The 16,683-nt window shown below is 69.0% G+C and carries 16 protein-coding genes; 8 read left to right on the top strand and 8 right to left on the bottom strand.

Annotated features, from left to right (window positions below; genetic code table 11):
* Positions 1 to 39: 39 nt before the first annotated feature.
* Complete coding sequence (gene ku / locus AC5RW2_RS26740) at positions 40 to 894, bottom strand: non-homologous end joining protein Ku (protein ID WP_494074761.1); 855 nt, start codon at positions 892 to 894, stop codon at positions 40 to 42.
* Between the two features lie 82 nt (positions 895 to 976).
* Between ku and AC5RW2_RS26745 the strand changes: the two genes are divergently transcribed.
* The 5 genes from AC5RW2_RS26745 (at position 977) to AC5RW2_RS26765 (ending at position 7,361) form a co-directional block, all read left to right on the top strand.
* On the top strand, positions 977 to 3,520 hold the full coding sequence (locus tag AC5RW2_RS26745) for an ATP-dependent DNA ligase (RefSeq protein WP_494074762.1): 2,544 nt from the start codon (positions 977 to 979) through the stop codon (positions 3,518 to 3,520).
* Between the two features lie 134 nt (positions 3,521 to 3,654).
* On the top strand, positions 3,655 to 4,734 hold the full coding sequence (locus AC5RW2_RS26750) for a LacI family DNA-binding transcriptional regulator (protein ID WP_494001897.1): 1,080 nt from the start codon (positions 3,655 to 3,657) through the stop codon (positions 4,732 to 4,734).
* A gap of 23 nt (positions 4,735 to 4,757) precedes the next feature.
* Complete coding sequence (locus tag AC5RW2_RS26755; RefSeq protein WP_494074763.1) at positions 4,758 to 5,543, top strand: alpha/beta hydrolase; 786 nt, start codon at positions 4,758 to 4,760, stop codon at positions 5,541 to 5,543.
* 41 nt (positions 5,544 to 5,584) lie between these two features.
* Entirely contained in the window at positions 5,585 to 6,499 is a 915-nt protein-coding gene (locus tag AC5RW2_RS26760; RefSeq protein ID WP_494049168.1) for a carbohydrate kinase family protein, read from the top strand.
* Positions 6,500 to 6,536: 37 nt separating this feature from the next.
* A complete protein-coding gene (locus AC5RW2_RS26765; protein WP_494023945.1) occupies positions 6,537 to 7,361 on the top strand; it encodes an HAD family hydrolase in 825 nt (274 codons plus the stop codon).
* A 20-nt stretch (positions 7,362 to 7,381) separates the two neighbouring features.
* Here AC5RW2_RS26765 and AC5RW2_RS26770 read toward each other — a convergent pair whose 3' ends face one another.
* The gene (locus tag AC5RW2_RS26770) at positions 7,382 to 8,062 is read right to left on the bottom strand and encodes a hypothetical protein (RefSeq protein WP_494074764.1); all 681 of its coding nucleotides are present in this window, start codon (positions 8,060 to 8,062) and stop codon (positions 7,382 to 7,384) included.
* 48 nt (positions 8,063 to 8,110) lie between these two features.
* Here AC5RW2_RS26770 and AC5RW2_RS26775 point away from each other — a divergent pair, with 48 nt between their 5' ends.
* From AC5RW2_RS26775 to AC5RW2_RS26785, 3 genes are read left to right on the top strand one after another with little or no spacing between them, the layout of a single operon-like run.
* Positions 8,111 to 8,914 carry a glycerophosphodiester phosphodiesterase family protein gene (locus tag AC5RW2_RS26775; protein WP_494074765.1) on the top strand — a complete coding sequence of 268 codons (804 nt, stop codon included), beginning with the start codon at positions 8,111 to 8,113 and terminating at the stop codon, positions 8,912 to 8,914.
* On the top strand, positions 8,911 to 10,032 hold the full coding sequence (locus AC5RW2_RS26780; RefSeq protein ID WP_494074766.1) for a glycerate kinase: 1,122 nt from the start codon (positions 8,911 to 8,913) through the stop codon (positions 10,030 to 10,032). The genes AC5RW2_RS26775 and AC5RW2_RS26780 overlap by 4 nt, the downstream gene beginning before the upstream one ends.
* Before the next feature lie 28 nt (positions 10,033 to 10,060).
* Positions 10,061 to 10,567, top strand: coding sequence for a hypothetical protein (locus AC5RW2_RS26785; RefSeq protein WP_494049164.1), 507 nt, complete (start codon positions 10,061 to 10,063; stop codon positions 10,565 to 10,567).
* A gap of 24 nt (positions 10,568 to 10,591) precedes the next feature.
* Here AC5RW2_RS26785 and AC5RW2_RS26790 read toward each other — a convergent pair whose 3' ends face one another.
* From AC5RW2_RS26790 to pgm, 6 genes are all read right to left on the bottom strand, one after another.
* Positions 10,592 to 12,247, bottom strand: a complete 1,656-nt coding sequence (locus tag AC5RW2_RS26790; RefSeq protein ID WP_494074767.1) for a SulP family inorganic anion transporter — start codon at positions 12,245 to 12,247, stop codon at positions 10,592 to 10,594.
* Positions 12,244 to 12,648 (bottom strand): ArsR/SmtB family transcription factor, encoded by a 405-nt coding sequence (locus AC5RW2_RS26795; protein ID WP_494013396.1) that lies wholly within the window; start codon positions 12,646 to 12,648, stop codon positions 12,244 to 12,246. The genes AC5RW2_RS26790 and AC5RW2_RS26795 overlap by 4 nt, the downstream gene beginning before the upstream one ends.
* A 35-nt stretch (positions 12,649 to 12,683) precedes the next feature.
* Positions 12,684 to 13,085 carry a hypothetical protein gene (locus tag AC5RW2_RS26800; RefSeq protein WP_494074768.1) on the bottom strand — a complete coding sequence of 134 codons (402 nt, stop codon included), beginning with the start codon at positions 13,083 to 13,085 and terminating at the stop codon, positions 12,684 to 12,686.
* Positions 13,086 to 13,092: 7 nt separating this feature from the next.
* A complete protein-coding gene (locus AC5RW2_RS26805) occupies positions 13,093 to 13,302 on the bottom strand; it encodes a dodecin (RefSeq protein WP_494013394.1) in 210 nt (69 codons plus the stop codon).
* A gap of 137 nt (positions 13,303 to 13,439) precedes the next feature.
* Positions 13,440 to 14,765, bottom strand: coding sequence for a uracil-xanthine permease family protein (locus AC5RW2_RS26810; protein ID WP_494013393.1), 1,326 nt, complete (start codon positions 14,763 to 14,765; stop codon positions 13,440 to 13,442).
* Between the two features lie 132 nt (positions 14,766 to 14,897).
* Positions 14,898 to 16,544 carry a phosphoglucomutase (alpha-D-glucose-1,6-bisphosphate-dependent) gene (gene pgm, locus AC5RW2_RS26815; protein WP_494074769.1) on the bottom strand — a complete coding sequence of 549 codons (1,647 nt, stop codon included), beginning with the start codon at positions 16,542 to 16,544 and terminating at the stop codon, positions 14,898 to 14,900.
* Positions 16,545 to 16,683: the final 139 nt, after the last annotated feature.

Below are 16,683 nucleotides of genomic sequence, written 5' to 3' on the forward strand. Positions count from 1 at the left end.
CCGTCGTCCCCCGCCCCGCCGTCGTCCGTTTACCGCGCGTCAGGCGCCCTTTGACGCCTCGGACTTGGAGCCTGACTTCTTCTTTTTCGGGGAGCCGGCGGAAGACTTGGCCTCCCGGTTCTGCTCGACGCTGCGGCGCAGCGCCTCCATCAGGTCCAGGACCTTGCCGCCTTCTTCCTCTTCGTCCGTGCCGAAGGTCTTTGCCGTATCCAGCGCCTCGCCCTGCTCCAGCTTCGCCTCGATCAGGGTCCGCAGCTGTTCCTGGTACTCGTCGGTGTAGTCCCCGGGCGTGAAGTCGGAGGAGAACGACTCCACCAGCGCGGCGGACATCTCCTTCTCTTTCGCCGAGATCCGCACGGTTTCCTCGAGCGACGGGAAACTGGCCTCCCGTACCTCGTCCTCCCACAGCAGGGTCTGCAGCATCAGGACCTTGCCGCGGACCCGCAGCGCCGCCAGCCGGGTCTTCTGCCGCAGCGCGAACTGCACGATGGCCGTGCGGTCCGTCTCTTCCAGGGTCCGCCGGAGCAGGACGTAGGCCTTGGACGACTTCGAATCCGGCTCCAGATAGTAGCTGCGGTCGAACATGATCGGATCGATCTGGTCGCTCGGGACGAACTCGACGACTTCGATCTCCCGGCTCTTCTCGACCGGCAGGGACTTGAAATCCTCGTCCGTGATCACCACGGTGTGCTCACCGTCGTCGTAGGCCTTGTCGATGTTCTGGTAGTCGACGGTCTTGCCGCAAACCTCGCACCGGCGCTGGTAGCGGATGCGCCCGCCGTCCTTGTCATGGACCTGGTGCAGGCTCACGTCGTGGTCTTCGGTGGCGCTGTAGAGCTTGACCGGCACATTGACCAGACCGAACGCCACCGCGCCTTTCCAGATGGCTCTCATGCCACTAGTGAACACCCGCGGGCGGTACAAAGCCAGAGGCGAGGGCCTAGCCAACCGGCCGCGCGGCGGACAGACTGGCGGTATGGCCAGCCAGAATTCCAGCCGGATATCCAGCCAGAAGGAGACCGTAGACGTCGACGGACGCCGGCTCAGGCTGACTAATTTGGACAAGGTGCTGTACCCGGAAACCGGGACCACCAAGGCGGAGGTGATCGCCTATTATTCGGAGATCGCCGAGTTCCTGGTTCCGCATGCTGCGGACCGGCCGGTGACGCGCAAACGCTGGGTCCACGGCGTCGGCACGGCGGAGGAACCGGGCGAGGTGTTCTTCCAAAAAAACCTGGACAAGTCCGCGCCCGACTGGGTCATGCGGCACACCATCGAGCACAAGAGCAACATCAACGTGTACCCGCTGGCCAATGACCGGGCCACCCTGACGTGGCTGGCGCAGATTGCGGCCCTGGAAATCCATGTTCCGCAGTGGAAGTTCGGACCGCGCGGCAAGATCAACAATCCCGACCGGATGGTGCTGGATTTGGACCCGGGGGAAGGGGCCGGGCTGGCCGAGTGCGTCGAAGTCGCCTTCCTGATCAAGGACATCCTGGAGGGGATGGGGCTCGACCCGAGGCCGGTGACCTCCGGTTCCAAGGGCATTCACCTTTACGCCGGGCTGGACGGCAAGCAGACCTCGGAGGACGTCAGCCAGGTGGCCCACGAACTCGCCCGCCTGCTGGAGGCCGACCATCCGGACCTCGTGGTCAGCGACATGAAGAAGTCCCTGCGCACGGGCAAGGTGCTGGTCGACTGGAGCCAGAACAACTGGGCCAAGACCACGATCGCCCCGTACTCCCTGCGCGGCCGGCCGCACCCCACCGTGGCGGTGCCGCGAACCTGGGCCGAGCTGGAAGACCCGGACCTGGCTCACCTCGACTTCAGGCAGGTGCTCGAGCGCGTCAAGGAGATCGGCGACCCGCTGGCCGGCATGGCGGGCGGCACCGCCGACGAGCAGTCCCTGCCGGAGCCGGGGCCGGACCGGCTCAGCACGTACCGTTCGATGCGCGACCCGGACCGCACGCCCGAGCCGGTGCCTGCGGTGATCGAGCGGCGCGAGTCGGACGATGAACCGGTTTTCGTCATCCAGGAGCACCACGCACGCCGGCTGCACTACGACGTCCGGCTGGAGCATGACGGGGTGATGGTGTCCTGGGCCGTGCCCAAGGGACCGCCGGTCACGACCGGTAAGAACCACCTGGCCGTCCACACCGAGGACCACCCCATGGAATACGCCACCTTCGAGGGCACCATCCCCAAGGGCGAATACGGCGCCGGGGTGATGACCATCTGGGACAGCGGCACCTACGAAGTGGAGAAGTGGCGCGAGGGCAAGGAAGTCATCATCGTGCTGCACGGGCGACCCGACGGCGGCCTGGCGAACGACGGCGGGCCCCCCGGTCCGCGTCGCTACGCCCTGATCCGCACCGGCGGCGAGGACGGCAAGGACAATTGGCTGATGCACCTGATGAAGGACCAGCCGCGTCCTGCTGCGGGGACGGCGGACGGCCGCGGGTCCGGGCGCGCCGGGCGGGCGGCCGTCACCGCCGCGCCTGCGGATGATGCCGGCTCCGCGCCTCAGGGCGCCCGGCCGCCGCAAGCGGTGAAACCGATGCTGGCCGTGCAGGGCACCGAGGCCTCCATCGACGAGGATGAGGGCTGGGCCTACGAAATGAAGTGGGATGGAATCCGGGCCGTCGCCGTCGTTGCCGACGGGTCCGTGCGCTTGGTCAGCCGCAACGGCATCGACATGACCAAGACCTACCCCGAACTGGCCGACCTGCCAGACCACGTCCTGGCCCAAACCGCGGTGCTGGACGGCGAGATCGTCGCGCTCGATGCCAAAGGACGGCCGGATTTCGGCCGCCTGCAGAACCGCATGAACCTCACCAAAAAAGCGGATATAGAGCGCGCGGCCGCGAAATACCCGGTGGAGTACTTCCTCTTCGATTTGCTGGAACTGGACGGAACACCAACACTTGGGCTGGAATACTCCCAGCGGCGGGAAATCCTCAAGGAAGCGGTGGAGACGCCGGACGACGGACATATCCAGGTGCCGCCGGAGCTGGATGCCAGCGTGGCCGAAGCGGTCGCAGCCAGCCGGGAGGTCGGCCTGGAAGGCATTATCGCCAAGCGCACGGACAGCAACTACGCGCCGGGCCTACGGACGAGGAGTTGGATCAAGATCAAGAACCAGCTGACGCAGGAAGTGGTCATCGTGGGCTGGCGGCCGGGCAAGGGCTCGCGCGCCCGCAAGGTCGGCTCGCTGCTGGTGGCCGTGCCCGACGGCGTGGAGCTGAGCTACCTTGGCCGCGTCGGATCCGGGCTGACGGAGCGCGAACTGGCCGAAATCGGTGCACGGCTAAAGAAGATGTCACGCAAGACCCCGCCGCTGGAGGGCGTTCCGGCGGCAGACGCCTCCGACGCGAACTGGGTGCGGCCCGCGCTGGTCGGCGAGGTCCAGTTCAGCGAACGCACCGGATCCGGAAAGCTCCGCCACCCGGTCTGGCGCGGCTTCCGGCCGGACAAGAAGCCGTCGGATGTCGTCGTCGAAATCCCGCAGTTCCAGGCCTGATCCGCGGAGCTGCCGCTCAAAAATTTTGACCCTACCCCTATCATTCTGCCGATGAATCGTTAGTCTTTACCAAGGGGAACTTCTGGGGGGAAGTTTCGGGGGATGATTCTTGGGGAAGAAGGCAGAACTGCATCATGGGGAGTTCATTTAAGCCGACTATTCGCGACGTCGCCGAGCGGGCCGGCGTTTCGCTGGCAACGGTCTCATACGTCTTGTCCGGCCGGCACGGGGGTTCAACGAGGATCAGCGAACCGACCAAAGCCCGGGTAATCGAGGCGGCCAAGTCGCTGGGATATGTGCCCAACCACGCCGCCCGGGGCATGCGCCGCGGGCGGACGGACACCGTGGCCGTCGTGGTGGAAAACCTGGATTCGGCCTGGGACCGGCAATTGGCGGAGGTTGCCAACCGTGTGCTGCCGGAGCACGGGTACCGCGTGGTGGTTCTGCTGGGCCAGGAGGCATGGCGGAACTTCATGCTCTCCGGCGGCGCGGACGGGGCCATCCTGGGTTTCAGCACCGAAACGCCCGAGGAAGACCACACCCTGCGCGACCTCGCCGACCGGGGCGTGGCGCAGGTGGTCGTGTCACAGTTCCTGCAGCCTGACGGCTTCGACGTGCTGAAAGTGGACGCGGAGGTCGGCATCGCCGAGGCGGCTGCGTATCTTGCTGCCAGGCACCGCCGCATCGCCGTGCTGCACCGGGGCGGGCCCGCCCCGGGTCCCCGGGGTTCCCGGCTGGGGTTGTTCCGGCAGGCGATGGCCGACCTCGGCGCAGAACTGGACGAAAACCTGGTGCGTGCAACGCACGGGTCTTGGCGTGAATCCTACGAGGAGACCGGCACGCTGCTGAAGTTGTCCGATCCGCCCACGGCGTTCTTCACCACTGCGGATCTGGAGGCCCTGTGCGTCTCCGGCTCCGCCACCGCGGCGGGACTCCGGATCCCGGAGGAGATGGAGATCATCGGCGTGGACACCTCGGATCTGGGACACCACTCCGAACCGCCGCTGAGCTCGGTGGGACCGGAGCCGCTGGTGGGTACCGTGGTGGACCTGCTGATCGACCGGCTGGAGGGGCGCGCCTCCGCCGGCGGGCGCCTGGTGCCGGCGCCGTGGAAGCTGAACCACCGGGGGACCACCGTGGCGGGGATGTCCGGTGATGGCAGCGCCGAAGGCTCGGGCGAGGTGGAGGACAGCGTCTCCAACGGGGCTCCCTAGCGGCGGGCGGCTACAGTGCAGGGATGGAGTGCACCCGGCACAGCTACGGCCCGGATCCCGGCCAGTACGCGGAACTGTATGTGCCCGCCCGGCGGCGGCACACCGCCGTCGTCGTCATCATCCACGGCGGGTACTGGCGCGCTGCCTACGGTGCCGAGCTCGGACGCCCGCTGGCCCGGGACCTCGCCGGCCGCGGCTGGATCTGCTGGAACATCGAATACCGGCGCGCGGGCAACGGCGGCGGCTGGCCGGAGACGTTCGACGACGTTTCCTGCGGCATCGACCGGCTCGCCGACGTTGCGCACGAGTCCGGATTTGCGCTCGAGCGGGTGGTGGGGCTGGGCCATTCGGCCGGCGGCCAACTGGCGGTGTGGGCGGCCGGACGGGGCCGGCTGCGGTCGGAGGAGTCCGGGGTGCGGGTGCCCGGCGCGGCCCCACGGGTGGAGCTCGCTGCGGTGCTCAGCCAGTCCGGGGTGCTGGATGTGGCGCGCGCCCACGAGCTGGGCCTGAGCGACGGCGCCGTCGAAAACCTGCTCGGGCGGCCGGAGGACGCTGATCCAGGTGCCGCGCATCCCTACCGGCTCGCCGATCCCATGCGGAACGTTCCGCTGCCGGTCCCCGTCTACGCCTTCCACGCCGAGCAGGACGCCGACGTGCCGAGGGAACTGTCCGAGCGCTACGTCGACGCCGCCCGGGCCGCCGGCGGGACGGCCGAACTGGTGCTCGTTCCCGGGGACCACTATGCGCTCATAGATCCTGCCTCTGTTGCGTTTGCGCGCATCCGCGGGGTGCTGGCCGGCCTGGGCTGATGCCGGTGCCGCAACCGGGGGCGCTCTGCTACGTTGGCACTGTGCTCACGGTCATAGGCGAAGCCCTGGTGGACGTCGTCCGCTCCGACACGATGCCGCCGCGGGTGCACGTCGGCGGCAGCCCGATGAACGTGGCGGTGGGTCTGGCCCGGCTGGGCCGTCCGGTCCAGTTCGTCGGCCGGTACGGCAAGGACCGGTTCGGGGACCTGGTCCACGGCCATCTGCGCCGCAACTCGGTGCTGGTGCCGCTGGATCCGGATGCGTCGCCGACCAGCGCTGCGACCGCTACCCTGGATCCCGCCGGTGCCGCCCATTACTCTTTCGACCTGCTCTGGGAACTGCCGGACCTCGAAAAGATCCGGCCCCGGCTGCTCGACGAGACGGTCTGGCTGCACACCGGCTCCGTCGCCGCCATGCTGGAGCCGGGCGCGCACACGGTGTACAGGACCGTCCAGCGGGCCCATCCGCGGGCCCTGGTCAGCTACGACCCGAACTGCCGGCCCACGCTGATTACGGACCGGGACTTCGCCCGGCGGCAGGCCGAAAAGTTCGTGGTCCTGGCCGATGTAATCAAGGCCTCCGACGAAGACCTTCGGTGGCTGTACCCGGACCGTACCGTCGAGGAGACGGCCCGTTCGTGGTTGAAGCAGGGGCCGGGCGCGGTGGTGGTCACGCGCGGGGCGAAGGGCAGCTGGGGAGTGGTCCGTGCCGGGACGGCAGAGGTCGCGGCACCGGCGTCGGCCGTCGTCGACAGCGTAGGCGCTGGCGACGCGTACATGTCCGGGCTGCTCGATGCGCTGCTGAACGCGGGATTCTCCGGTTCGGCCCGGCGCGGCAAGCTGCGCGACATGGGCTCCGCCACGCTCGAAGATGTGATGGCGCACGCTGCCCGTGCCGCGGCCATCACGGTATCCCGGGCAGGGGCGAATCCGCCGCGCCGCGACGAGCTGGGCTAGCCGCCTGCGCCGCCGGAGGCATCCCTAGACTGGTGCAATGCGCCTTATCGCCAGCGACCTCGACGGAACCATCATCGGCCGGGACGGCAAAATCAGCCCCCGCACCGTCAGGGCGTTTCGCAGCGCGGCGGCCGCGGGTGTGGAAATTGTCTTCGTGACCGGCCGGCCGCCGCGCTGGCTGACTCCGCTGGCCGAACAGATCGGACACCGTGGCCGGGTGATCTGCTCCAACGGCGCCGTGGTCTACGACCTGGTGGCCGAGCGGGTGCTCTCGGCGCAGACGCTGCCCCACGCGAACATTCTCGAGGTGCGCCGGATCATCCTCGGCCTGCATCCGGCGGTGACGTTCGCGGCGGAAACGACCGAGGGATTCCTGCTGGAACCGAACTTTCTGCAGCCCGGCTCGGTGGAGCTTCTGGACGGCACCGTGCCCAAACTGTTGCCGGAAAGCCTGCGCCGCTCCGACTCCGTCGTAAAACTGCTGGCCCGCGGGACGGACATCGACCCCGACGCCTTCCTAGCCGAGGTTGGCCCGGCGGTGGGGCATCTGGCCGCCGTGACGCATTCTGCCCCCGGCAACCCGCTGCTGGAGATGGCGCGGCCGGGGCTCAACAAAGCGGTGACCCTGGCCGAGTACGCCGGTTCGTTGGGCATCGGCCCCCAGGACGTGGTGGCCTTCGGCGACATGCCGAACGACATCGAAATGCTGCGGTGGGCCGGGGCCGGCTACGCGATGGCCTCCGGCCACCGCGCCGCGCTGGAAGCAGCCCCGTTCCGCGCCCCGGCGTTCGCCGAGGACGGCGTCGCCCAGGTGATCGAGGAACGGCTGGCCGGCCGAAGTCAGGCCTCGCGCGGGGCCTGACCCCTGCGTGGGTCCCGGGGTCAGGAGCCTCGCGCCGCTCCGGCGGGCGCCGCCTCGCGCCGCGTTTCGGGGCGCTCGGCCAAATACCGGCGGGCGAACCAGCTGGGGCCGGTGCTCCGGCTGTGCCGGGGCGGTTCTATATCCGCAACGATCAGCTCTTCATACAGGCCGGCCTCGGCCACCACCCCCGTCTCCGGTGCAGCGATGAAGCTGTGGCCCGGCCCGCTCCAGGCCACCGCCGGTGCAGATGCTCCCCGGCGGGCCAGTGCACGGAACCAGCCGTCCCGGGCGCTGCTGCCGCCGGGCACCACGAGCAGTTGCGCGCCGTCGTCGGAGACCGACCGGCGGGACGTGCCGGGCGCTGGCAGGGCGACCGCGCCGGCGTCGTCCTCCGCAGCCAGCCCGATGAGCAGCCCCTCCAGCGGCACGACCGCGGCGGCGTCCGTGCAGGCCTGGAGCCCGCCGTACGCATCGAACAGCCACAGTTCGGGGCCGTTGCCGTGGCTGCTGCTCCCGGCCGCCACCGCGACCCTGTGTTCCGCCGCGAGCCCGCCCAGTTCGCGGCGGAAATGCGGGGCGAACCCGGCGGGCAGCACCAGCAGCCGTGCCCCTAGCCCGGCCGCCTGTTCCAGCCACATCCGGCACCGCGGCCGGGACCCGTCGCCGAGCAGCCCGGCAGCCTGCACCACGGCAAGACGCATGGATTCCTCCTCATCGGCAGTCGTGGCGGGGCCGGTAGAGTACCGAAGGTGAGCAGCGCCAGCCCGTATCTCAATCCTACGTTTCCCGGTTCCGGGCAGGGCCGGCCCCTGGCCATGTCGCACCGGGGTTTCTCGTTGGACGGTCGGGAGAACTCGATGGCGGCCTTCCGCGCGGCAGTCGATCTCGGCTACGCCTATCTGGAGACCGATGTCAGGTCCACCCGCGACGGCGTGCTGGTGGCCTTCCACGACCGGACGCTGGAGCGTACTACCGACGGCCGCGGGGAGCTGGCGGAGCACACGGCCCGCCAGCTGGCGCAGGTCCGGATTTCCGGCGAGCCGATCCCCACGTTCGAGGAGTTGCTGACCGCGTGGCCGGACGTGCGACTGAACGTGGACGTGAAGGACATGGCCGCCGCCGACGAATTGGCCCGGCTGATCGAGGCCTACGACGCGCACGACCGCGTGCTGGTGGCTTCCTTTTCCGACCGCCGCCGCTTCCGCGTGCTGCGCGGCCTGAGCCGCCCCGTCGCGGGATCCGCCGGAGTATATGCGACCCTGGCAATATACTTTCTGGGTTATATAGGTCTGGCGGGCCTGTTGGCACGGCTGGTCCGCGTCCATGCGGTGCAGGTGCCAGTGAAGTACGGTCCGTTTACGGTGGTCACGCCCGGGTTTGTGCGGCGCTGCCGTCGGGCCGGACTGCACGTGCACGTGTGGACCATCAACGATCGCGCAGAGATGGAACGCCTGCTGGCGCTGGGAGTGGATGGTATTGTCTCCGACCGCGCCGATATTCTGGCCGAAGTGATGGCTGAACGCGGCAGTTGGCCGCAGAGGGAGTCCGCATGAAGGTCTTGATCGCACCGGACAAGTTCAAGGGAACCTTGTCGGCCGCCGAGGCGGCCGCCGCAATGGCCGAGGGCGTGCTGCGGGTCTACCCGGACGCCCAAGTGCAGCTGCTCCCGGTTGCCGACGGCGGAGAGGGCACCTTGGAGGCTGCCCTCTCCGCCGGTGCGGCCGAGCACACCGAACGCGTGGTGGGGCCGCTGGAGCGTGAGGTCACCGCATCCTGGGCCATGATCGAGCGGCCGGAGGGCAAGACCGCCGTGATCGAAACCGCGCGGGCGTCCGGCTTGCTGCTCACGGAGCCCAGCGTGCAGTCGGCGCTCACGGCCCACTCCTACGGGTCCGGCCAGCTGATTGAGGCGGCGCTGGACGCCGGCGCCACCGAGATTGTGCTCGGGGTGGGCGGCTCGGCCATGACCGACGGCGGGTCCGGGGCCCTCCGCGCGCTGGGCCTGAAGGTCCTTACCGGCGGCGGCGCCGAAGTCCTGCTCGGCGGCGCGGCCCTGGCCACCGCGGACCACCTGGACACCTCCGGCCTGGACCCGCGCCTGGCGGAGACCGTGATCCGGATAGCGGCAGACGTCTCTAATCCGCTGTACGGGCCGGACGGCGCGGCGCACGCTTTCGGGGAGCAGAAGGGCGCCGACGCGGTCTCGCGCCGGTTGCTCGACGAGGCGCTGCAGCGCTGGGCCCAGCTGCTGCTGAAGGCAACAGGCCGCGACGTCAACGTGGCGGGCGCGGGCGCGGCCGGCGGCTTCCCCTCCGGCTTCATGGCGCTGGCCGGGGTCCGGGTGGAGCCGGGGTTCGACGTCGTCGCGGACCTGGTGGGCCTCGAGGCCGCCCTGGCGGATGCAGATCTGGTCCTGACCGGCGAGGGGTCGCTGGATCGGCAGTCCGAATTCGGGAAAGCGCCGCTTGGCGTCGCCGGGCGTGCCCAGGCCCGGGGCATCCCCGCCGTCGTCGTCGCCGGGCAGATCGACCTGGCGCCGGACCGCCTGGCCCAACACGGGGTGCACGCGGCCGCCAGCGTGGTCGAGGCGGCAGGCAGCCGGGAACAGGCCATGGCCCAGGCCGCGCGCTATGTCACGTTGGCCACGCAACAGGCGCTCGAAGGGGCTTGAGCCCGGGAACGACGCCTATCATGAGGGCATGAGCAGCACCGTCGTCCCGCCGCCCTCGGCCGTCCGCCAGGGTTTTCTCCGCACCCTGGTCCTTTGGCTGGCGATTCCGATGGCGGTGCTGGTGCCGCTCTGGGTGGTGGCCGGACGGGTGCTGTTTGGCATCGGCGGGCAGATGGTGCTCTGGCTGGGCATCAGCCTGGGCCCGGTGCTGCTGGTCTTGCTGTTGCTGACCGGCGTGAAGCTCCTCGAGACCGCCCGCCGGGGCCGGCTGCTTCCGGTGCGGGCCGTCGTGGTGCCGGCGCTGGCCTGGCTGCTGGCGTTCGCCTTCGGCTTCACCGTCCCGGACTTCGGCGGCGGCGCCGGAGAGGGCGCGTCCATCATGTCGCTGCTGGCCGGTCCGTCCGCCCTGGGAATGTCCACCGCACTGTGCAACCCGTTCGGGATCATCGCCGTGGGGCTGGCCATCGCGGCCACGGTTTTCGCCTACCGGGCCGCGGGCGATGCGCGTCGCGGCGTCACTGCCGACCGCCCCTGACGCAGGCGGGCCTGATGGTGCGCCTTAGGCCTGTTGTGCGTGCCGGGCTTCGCCGTTGCGCCGTACGTGACTGCGGGCATGCTCGACCGCCGCTTCCAGGTCGCCGAACAGGTGCCGGTCGTGGCGCAATGACTCCAAGACCCCGACCCGGCGGGCCAACTCCACATGGCGTTCTTGGATCCCCTTGATGAGCACGGTGACGCCGCGGCGCTCCAGCGCCGTGACCAGGTCGGCCACGACTTTGGCCCCGGTCGCGTCGAGAATCTGCAGCTGGGACATCCGGATGATCACCACCTGCACATTGCGGATGGAAGAGACTCGCTCCAGCACCCGGTCGGCCACGCCGAAGAACAGGGCGCCGTCGAGTCGGAAGACTGCGATCTGCTCGTCGCCGTCTGCGGCCGGTCCGGGGATGTCCTCCCGGTGGACGCCGCTGGAATTCCCCAACGCCCTCAGCGCGAAGAACCCGGCGAAGACGATGCCGATCACCACGGCCTGGATCAGGTCGAAGGACACCGTGACGACCGCGGTGACGATGAAGACCGTGGTGTCCGCCCGCGTGGAGCCGAACACGCTGCGCAAGGTGTTCAGCGAGACCATGCGGACGGCGGTCACCATCAGCACGCCGGCCAGCGCCGCCAGCGGGATCTGCGAGACGGGCCCGGTCGCCAGGTACACGACGCCCAGCAGCACCAAGGAATGCACGACGACGGAGGCCCGGGTCCGCCCGCCGGCGCGGATGTTCACTGCCGTCCGGGCGATGGCCCCGGTGGCAGGCATCCCACCGAAGAAGCCGGAGGCAACCGAGGCCAGGCCCTGGCCCACCAGCTCCCGGTCGGCGTCGTACGGGCCCGTGTCGGAGATGGATGCGGCTACCCGGGCCGAGAGCAGGGACTCGATGGCAGCCAGTGCTGCGATGGTGAGGGCAGGCGCGGCCAGTGCGCCCATTAGGGCCAGGTCGACGGCGGGCAGGGAAGGGGCCGGCAAGGAGCCGGGTAGTTCGCCGATCCGTGCAACGTCCAGATTCATCAGTTGGGCCACAAGCGTGGCGACGATGATCCCGATGATGGAGCCGGGCAGCTGTGGATTGATCTTCGGCGCGGCCACCATGATGCCGGCCACGATCAACGCCAGGATGACGGGCCAGAACAAGCCCGCCAACGAGGCCGTGCTCAAGGCTTCGACCGCCGACACGGCCGCGTTGGAGCTGGGCCCCGGTGCCGTCCCGAAGGCGGCCGGCACCTGCTGTATGAAGATGATGACGGCGATGCCCAGCGTGAAGCCCTCGATGACCGGCCACGGTATGAAGCTGACGGCACGGCCCAGTTTCAGCACACCGGCGGCGGCCACCATGACGCCGGCCATGAGCGTCAGCAGCGCGAGCGACGACACCCCGTGGCTCGCGATGACCGGCGCAAGCACCACCACCATGGCGCCGGTGGGTCCCGACACCTGGATGTTGGAACCACCGAAAACGGCAGCGACGATGCCGGCGACGATCGCGGTGATCAATCCCGACGCGGCGCCGGCACCCGAACTGACACCGAATGCCAAGGCCAGCGGCAGGGCGACGATACCCACGGTCACGCCCGCCACCAGGTCGTTCCGCCAGGTGCGCGGCAGCTGCGCGTAATCGGCCTTGCCGGGCAGCAGCGCGGCCGCAGCCCTCACCGACTTCATGGCGCCGGTTCCGGTTTGGTGCCCGCGTCCCGGGCTGATGCCGTCGGGCTGTTGTCGGCCGCACCGAAGCCGGCCAGTTGCTGCGTTGCGGTGTGCAGGAGCTGCTGCAGGAGGCTGCGGGCAACGGTCAGCAGGTCGGCCACCTGAGGGTACGCCAGGCGGTAGAAGACCTGCACGCCCCGGCGTTCGGCCAGGACGAGGTTGTGCCGGCGCAAGACGGACAGGTGCTGGGACAGGTTGGAGGCCTCTTGGCCCGTCTCGTTCATCAGCTCGGTCACGGTTACCTCGGGAGCGTCCGCGAGCAGTTCCAGCACCCGGATCCTGACCGGATGGGACAGTCCCTTGAACAGGTTGGCCTTGACTTCGTACAGCGGGGCGTCGGCAGCGGCAAATGGGTTCACGAGGGCTCCCTAGAGTTCATTACTTTAGGAAGCCATCATATAGCGTGCGTGCAGGCCACGCTAATGCCCCGCTCATGGCCCACGCGTCGCCTCACCAGCCAAGCGTCGCTCGGGCAAGGCCGCGCGGGCCCCGCCGCACGAACCCGCGTCTCGCGGTGCCGCGGTGCCGAGTTCCCGCCTGCTATCCGCCGGTGGGGGCGGAGGGGGGGAACGAATCCGTCCTGTCCGGGTTCGTTCTCGTGCTCCGGGTCCTCGCTCTGGCGGTATTCGCCGTCCGGGCTCAGGCCCGGTACCCGCTGCCCCGCATTGAGCAGGCTGGAGGTGAAGTGCTCGCCGTCGAACGTGGCGGCGGAGTCGTTCTCCGGCTCCGGGGCGCCGATGTCGTGGCGCAGATGCTCGTCGTCGGGCATTGTGGATTCATCGCGTGGCTGGCTCATGGGTCGGTCAGCTTTCGTGCCGGAAACCGAGCTTGATGGTCACCTGCCAGTCGGCGACCCTGCCTTCGCTAAGGTGGCCGCGAACGGACTTCACTTCGAACCAGTCGAGGTTGCGCAGTGTCCTGGAGGCCTCGTTGATGGCGTTGGAGACCGCGGCATCGATCCCGTCGGGCGACGTACCCACAATCTCCGTGACGTTGTAGACGTGGTTGGCCATGCTTTCCTCCTCGAGAAGGTCCCGGGCCGGACGCCGCGGGAGAGATGGCTGCAACGCTAGCCTCCGATGTCCCCGCGGTCTAGGGCACGGCGGCCCGGAGCACGCCCTCGCCTCCAGGCGGCCGCCACGCCCGGCGGTCAGCCGAGCTTGGACGGCCTGACGCCCTCGTCTTCCACGGAATCCACGGGCTCGGTGTGGCGCCAGCGGGCCACCGCACTCATGCCATGGAAAATCAGCAGTGCCGCTGCCGAGCCCAGCGCGATGCCTTCGAACTGCAGCTCGCCTATCGCCCACTTGAAATTGGCGATGCCGATCACCAGGGCCACCCCTGCCACGGAGAGGTTGATGGGGTTGGCGAAGTTCACCCGGTTCTGGACCCAGATCCGCACCCCCAAAATGCCGATCATGCCGTAGAGCACGACGCCGGCGCCGCCCAGGACGCCGACCGGGACGGTGGCGATGGCGGCACCGAACTTCGGGAGCAAACTCAACAGGATGGCGACAATGCCGGCCACCCAGTATGCGGCGGTGGAGTAGACCTTGGAGGCCGCCATCACGCCGATGTTCTCGGCGTAGGTGGTGGTGCCGGAGCCGCCGCCGCTGCCGGCCAGCATGGTGGCCAGGCCGTCTGCCATCAACGCGCGGCCGGTGACGGGGTCAAGATCCTGCCCGGTCATCGCGGACACGGACTTCACGTGGCCGATGTTTTCTGCCACCAGGACCAACACGACGGGGAGGAACAGCCCGATCAGGGAGATGTGGAATTCCGGCGCGTGGAATTCGGGCAAACCAATCCAGGCAGCGTCATTGATCTTGGAGAAGTCCACCTCGCCCCGCAGGATGGCCACCACGTAGCCGACCAGCACGCCTATCAGGATGGACAACCGGCCCAGCAGCCCGCGGAACAACACCGTGACCAGCAGGATCGCGACGACGGTGACCAGCGCCGTCACGGGCCCCTTCTCGAAGTTCTGCTTGGCGGCCGGCGCCAGGTTGAGCCCGATCAGCGCAACAATGGCGCCGGTGACCACCGGCGGCATCACCACGTTGATCCAGCGCGTGCCGGCCTTGTGCACCAGCGCGCCGACCAGGAAGAGCAAGGCACCGGCCATGATGAGGCCGCCGAGCGCTCCGCCCATTCCGTGCTGATTCATGGCGGCGCCGATCGGGGCGATGAACGCGAAGCTGGAGCCCAGGTAACTGGGGACCCTGCCTGCCGTGATGATCAAAAACAGAATGGTGCCCACGCCGGAGAACAGCAGCGTGGTCGACGGCGGGAACCCGGTCAGCAGCGGGACCAGGAAGGTGGCGCCGAACATGGCGACCACGTGCTGGGCCCCGACGCCCATGGTGCGCGGCCAGGTGAGCCGCTCCTGGGGTCCGACTACCGTGCCCGGTGAAATGTTCTTGCCGTCGCCATGCAGGGCCCAACGGAACGGGGAAGATTTTGCAGGCGTGCTCATGGTGGGCCTCTTAGGGGGGAGTCAGCGGGAAAATGTCCGGGGGACATCCTACCGCCGGAATGGCGTGCCGGCTCGCCCGACCGGTCGCGGAGGCCGGGCGGGAACGGCCCGGCCTCCGTTGTCAGGCGGTGATCAGGCGATCACGGCGTCCACGATTGCCTTCGCCTCTGCCTGCACCTGCTGCAGATGGTCCTGGCCGCGGAAGGATTCGGCGTAGATCTTGTAGACGTCTTCCGTGCCAGAGGGCCGGGCCGCGAACCACGCGTTGTCGGTGGTGACCTTCAGCCCGCCGATCGGGGCGCCGTTGCCGGGCGCTTCGGTCAGCTTGGCGGTAATCGCCTCGCCGGCCAGTTCGGTGGCGGCCACGTCGGCGGCGGAGAGTTTCGCCAGCGCGGCTTTCTGCTCCCGGGTGGCCGCCGCGTCAATCCGTGCGTAGGACGGCGCCCCGAACTTCTCGGTCAGCCCCGCATAGAGTTCCGACGGCGAGTTTCCGGTCACCGCCACGATTTCGGAGGCCAGCAGCGCCAGCAGGATGCCGTCCTTGTCCGTGGACCACGGCTTGCCGTCGAACCGCACGAAGGAGGCGCCGGCCGACTCCTCGCCGCCGAAGACGCCTTCGCCGGAGAGCAGCCCGGGCACGAACCACTTGAAGCCCACGGGAACTTCCACCAGCTGCCGGCCCAAGTTGGCCGCTACCCGGTCGATCATCGAGGAGGACACCAGCGTCTTGCCCACGGACGCGTCGGCCGGCCAGTCCGGCCGGTGCCTGTAGAGATAGTCGATGGCCACGGCAAGGTAGTGGTTCGGGTTCATCAGCCCGGCATCAGGGGTCACGATTCCGTGCCGGTCCGCGTCGGCGTCGTTGCTGGTGGCGATGTCGAAGGCGGCGCCGCCGCCGCGAACGGCGTTGATCAGCGAGGCCATTGCCGACGGCGACGAGCAGTCCATCCGGATCTTCTCGTCCCAGTCCAGGGTCATGAACGCCCATTGCGGGTCCACCGCCGGATTGACCACGGTCAGGTCCAGCCGGTGCCGCTCGGCGATGGCGGCCCAGTAGTCCACCGAGGCTCCGCCCATCGGGTCGGCACCGATCCGCACGCCGGCGGAACGGATGGCGTCCAGGTCCAGCACCTTCGGCAGGTCGTCCACGTACGCGGCCAGGAAGTCGTACGTACCGATGGACCCGGAGAACCGGGCCTGTCCCAGCGTGATCCGCTTGACGCCGCGCAGGCCCGCCTCCAGCAGTTCGTTGGCGCGGGCGGCAATCCACCCGGTGGCATCCGAGTCGGCCGGACCGCCGTGCGGCGGGTTGTACTTGAAGCCCCCGTCGCCGGGCGGGTTGTGCGAGGGGGTGATCACGATGCCGTCGGCCTGGGCATCCGGATGGGCCGCGTTATGGGTGAGGATTGCGTGGCTGACCGCCGGCGTCGGGGTCCACCCGGTCCGGGAATCGACCAGCACTGCCACACCGTTTCCGGCCAGCACCTCGAGGGCGGTGTCCTGGGCCGGATCCGAGAGGGAATGCGTGTCTTTGCCGACGAACAGCGGTCCGGCGATGCCCTGCCCGGCGCGGTACTCCACGATCGCCTGCGTGATGGCGGCGATGTGGTCCTCATTGAAGGATGCCTTCAGGCTGGAGCCGCGGTGCCCTGAGGTGCCGAAAACCACGCGCTGGGACGGGTCGGCCGGATCCGGCTTGACGTTGAAGTACGCGTCGCGGAGCGCGGTCAGGTCAACAAGGTCGCTGGGAAGGGCCACTGTGCCCGCACGGTTTGCCATCCCTCCAGCATGCCAAAAAACTATCGATCCGTGGCGATCGGGTGGCGGATCCGACCCGATAGGCCCCCCGAACTTCCCGCGCTGACTGCCAGGAGCAAGCGGTTGGCGTGCCAAGAATGCAATGTATTTGGCCTTGCGC

It is taken from the genome of Arthrobacter sp. B0316-1-20, from assembly GCF_059091865.1.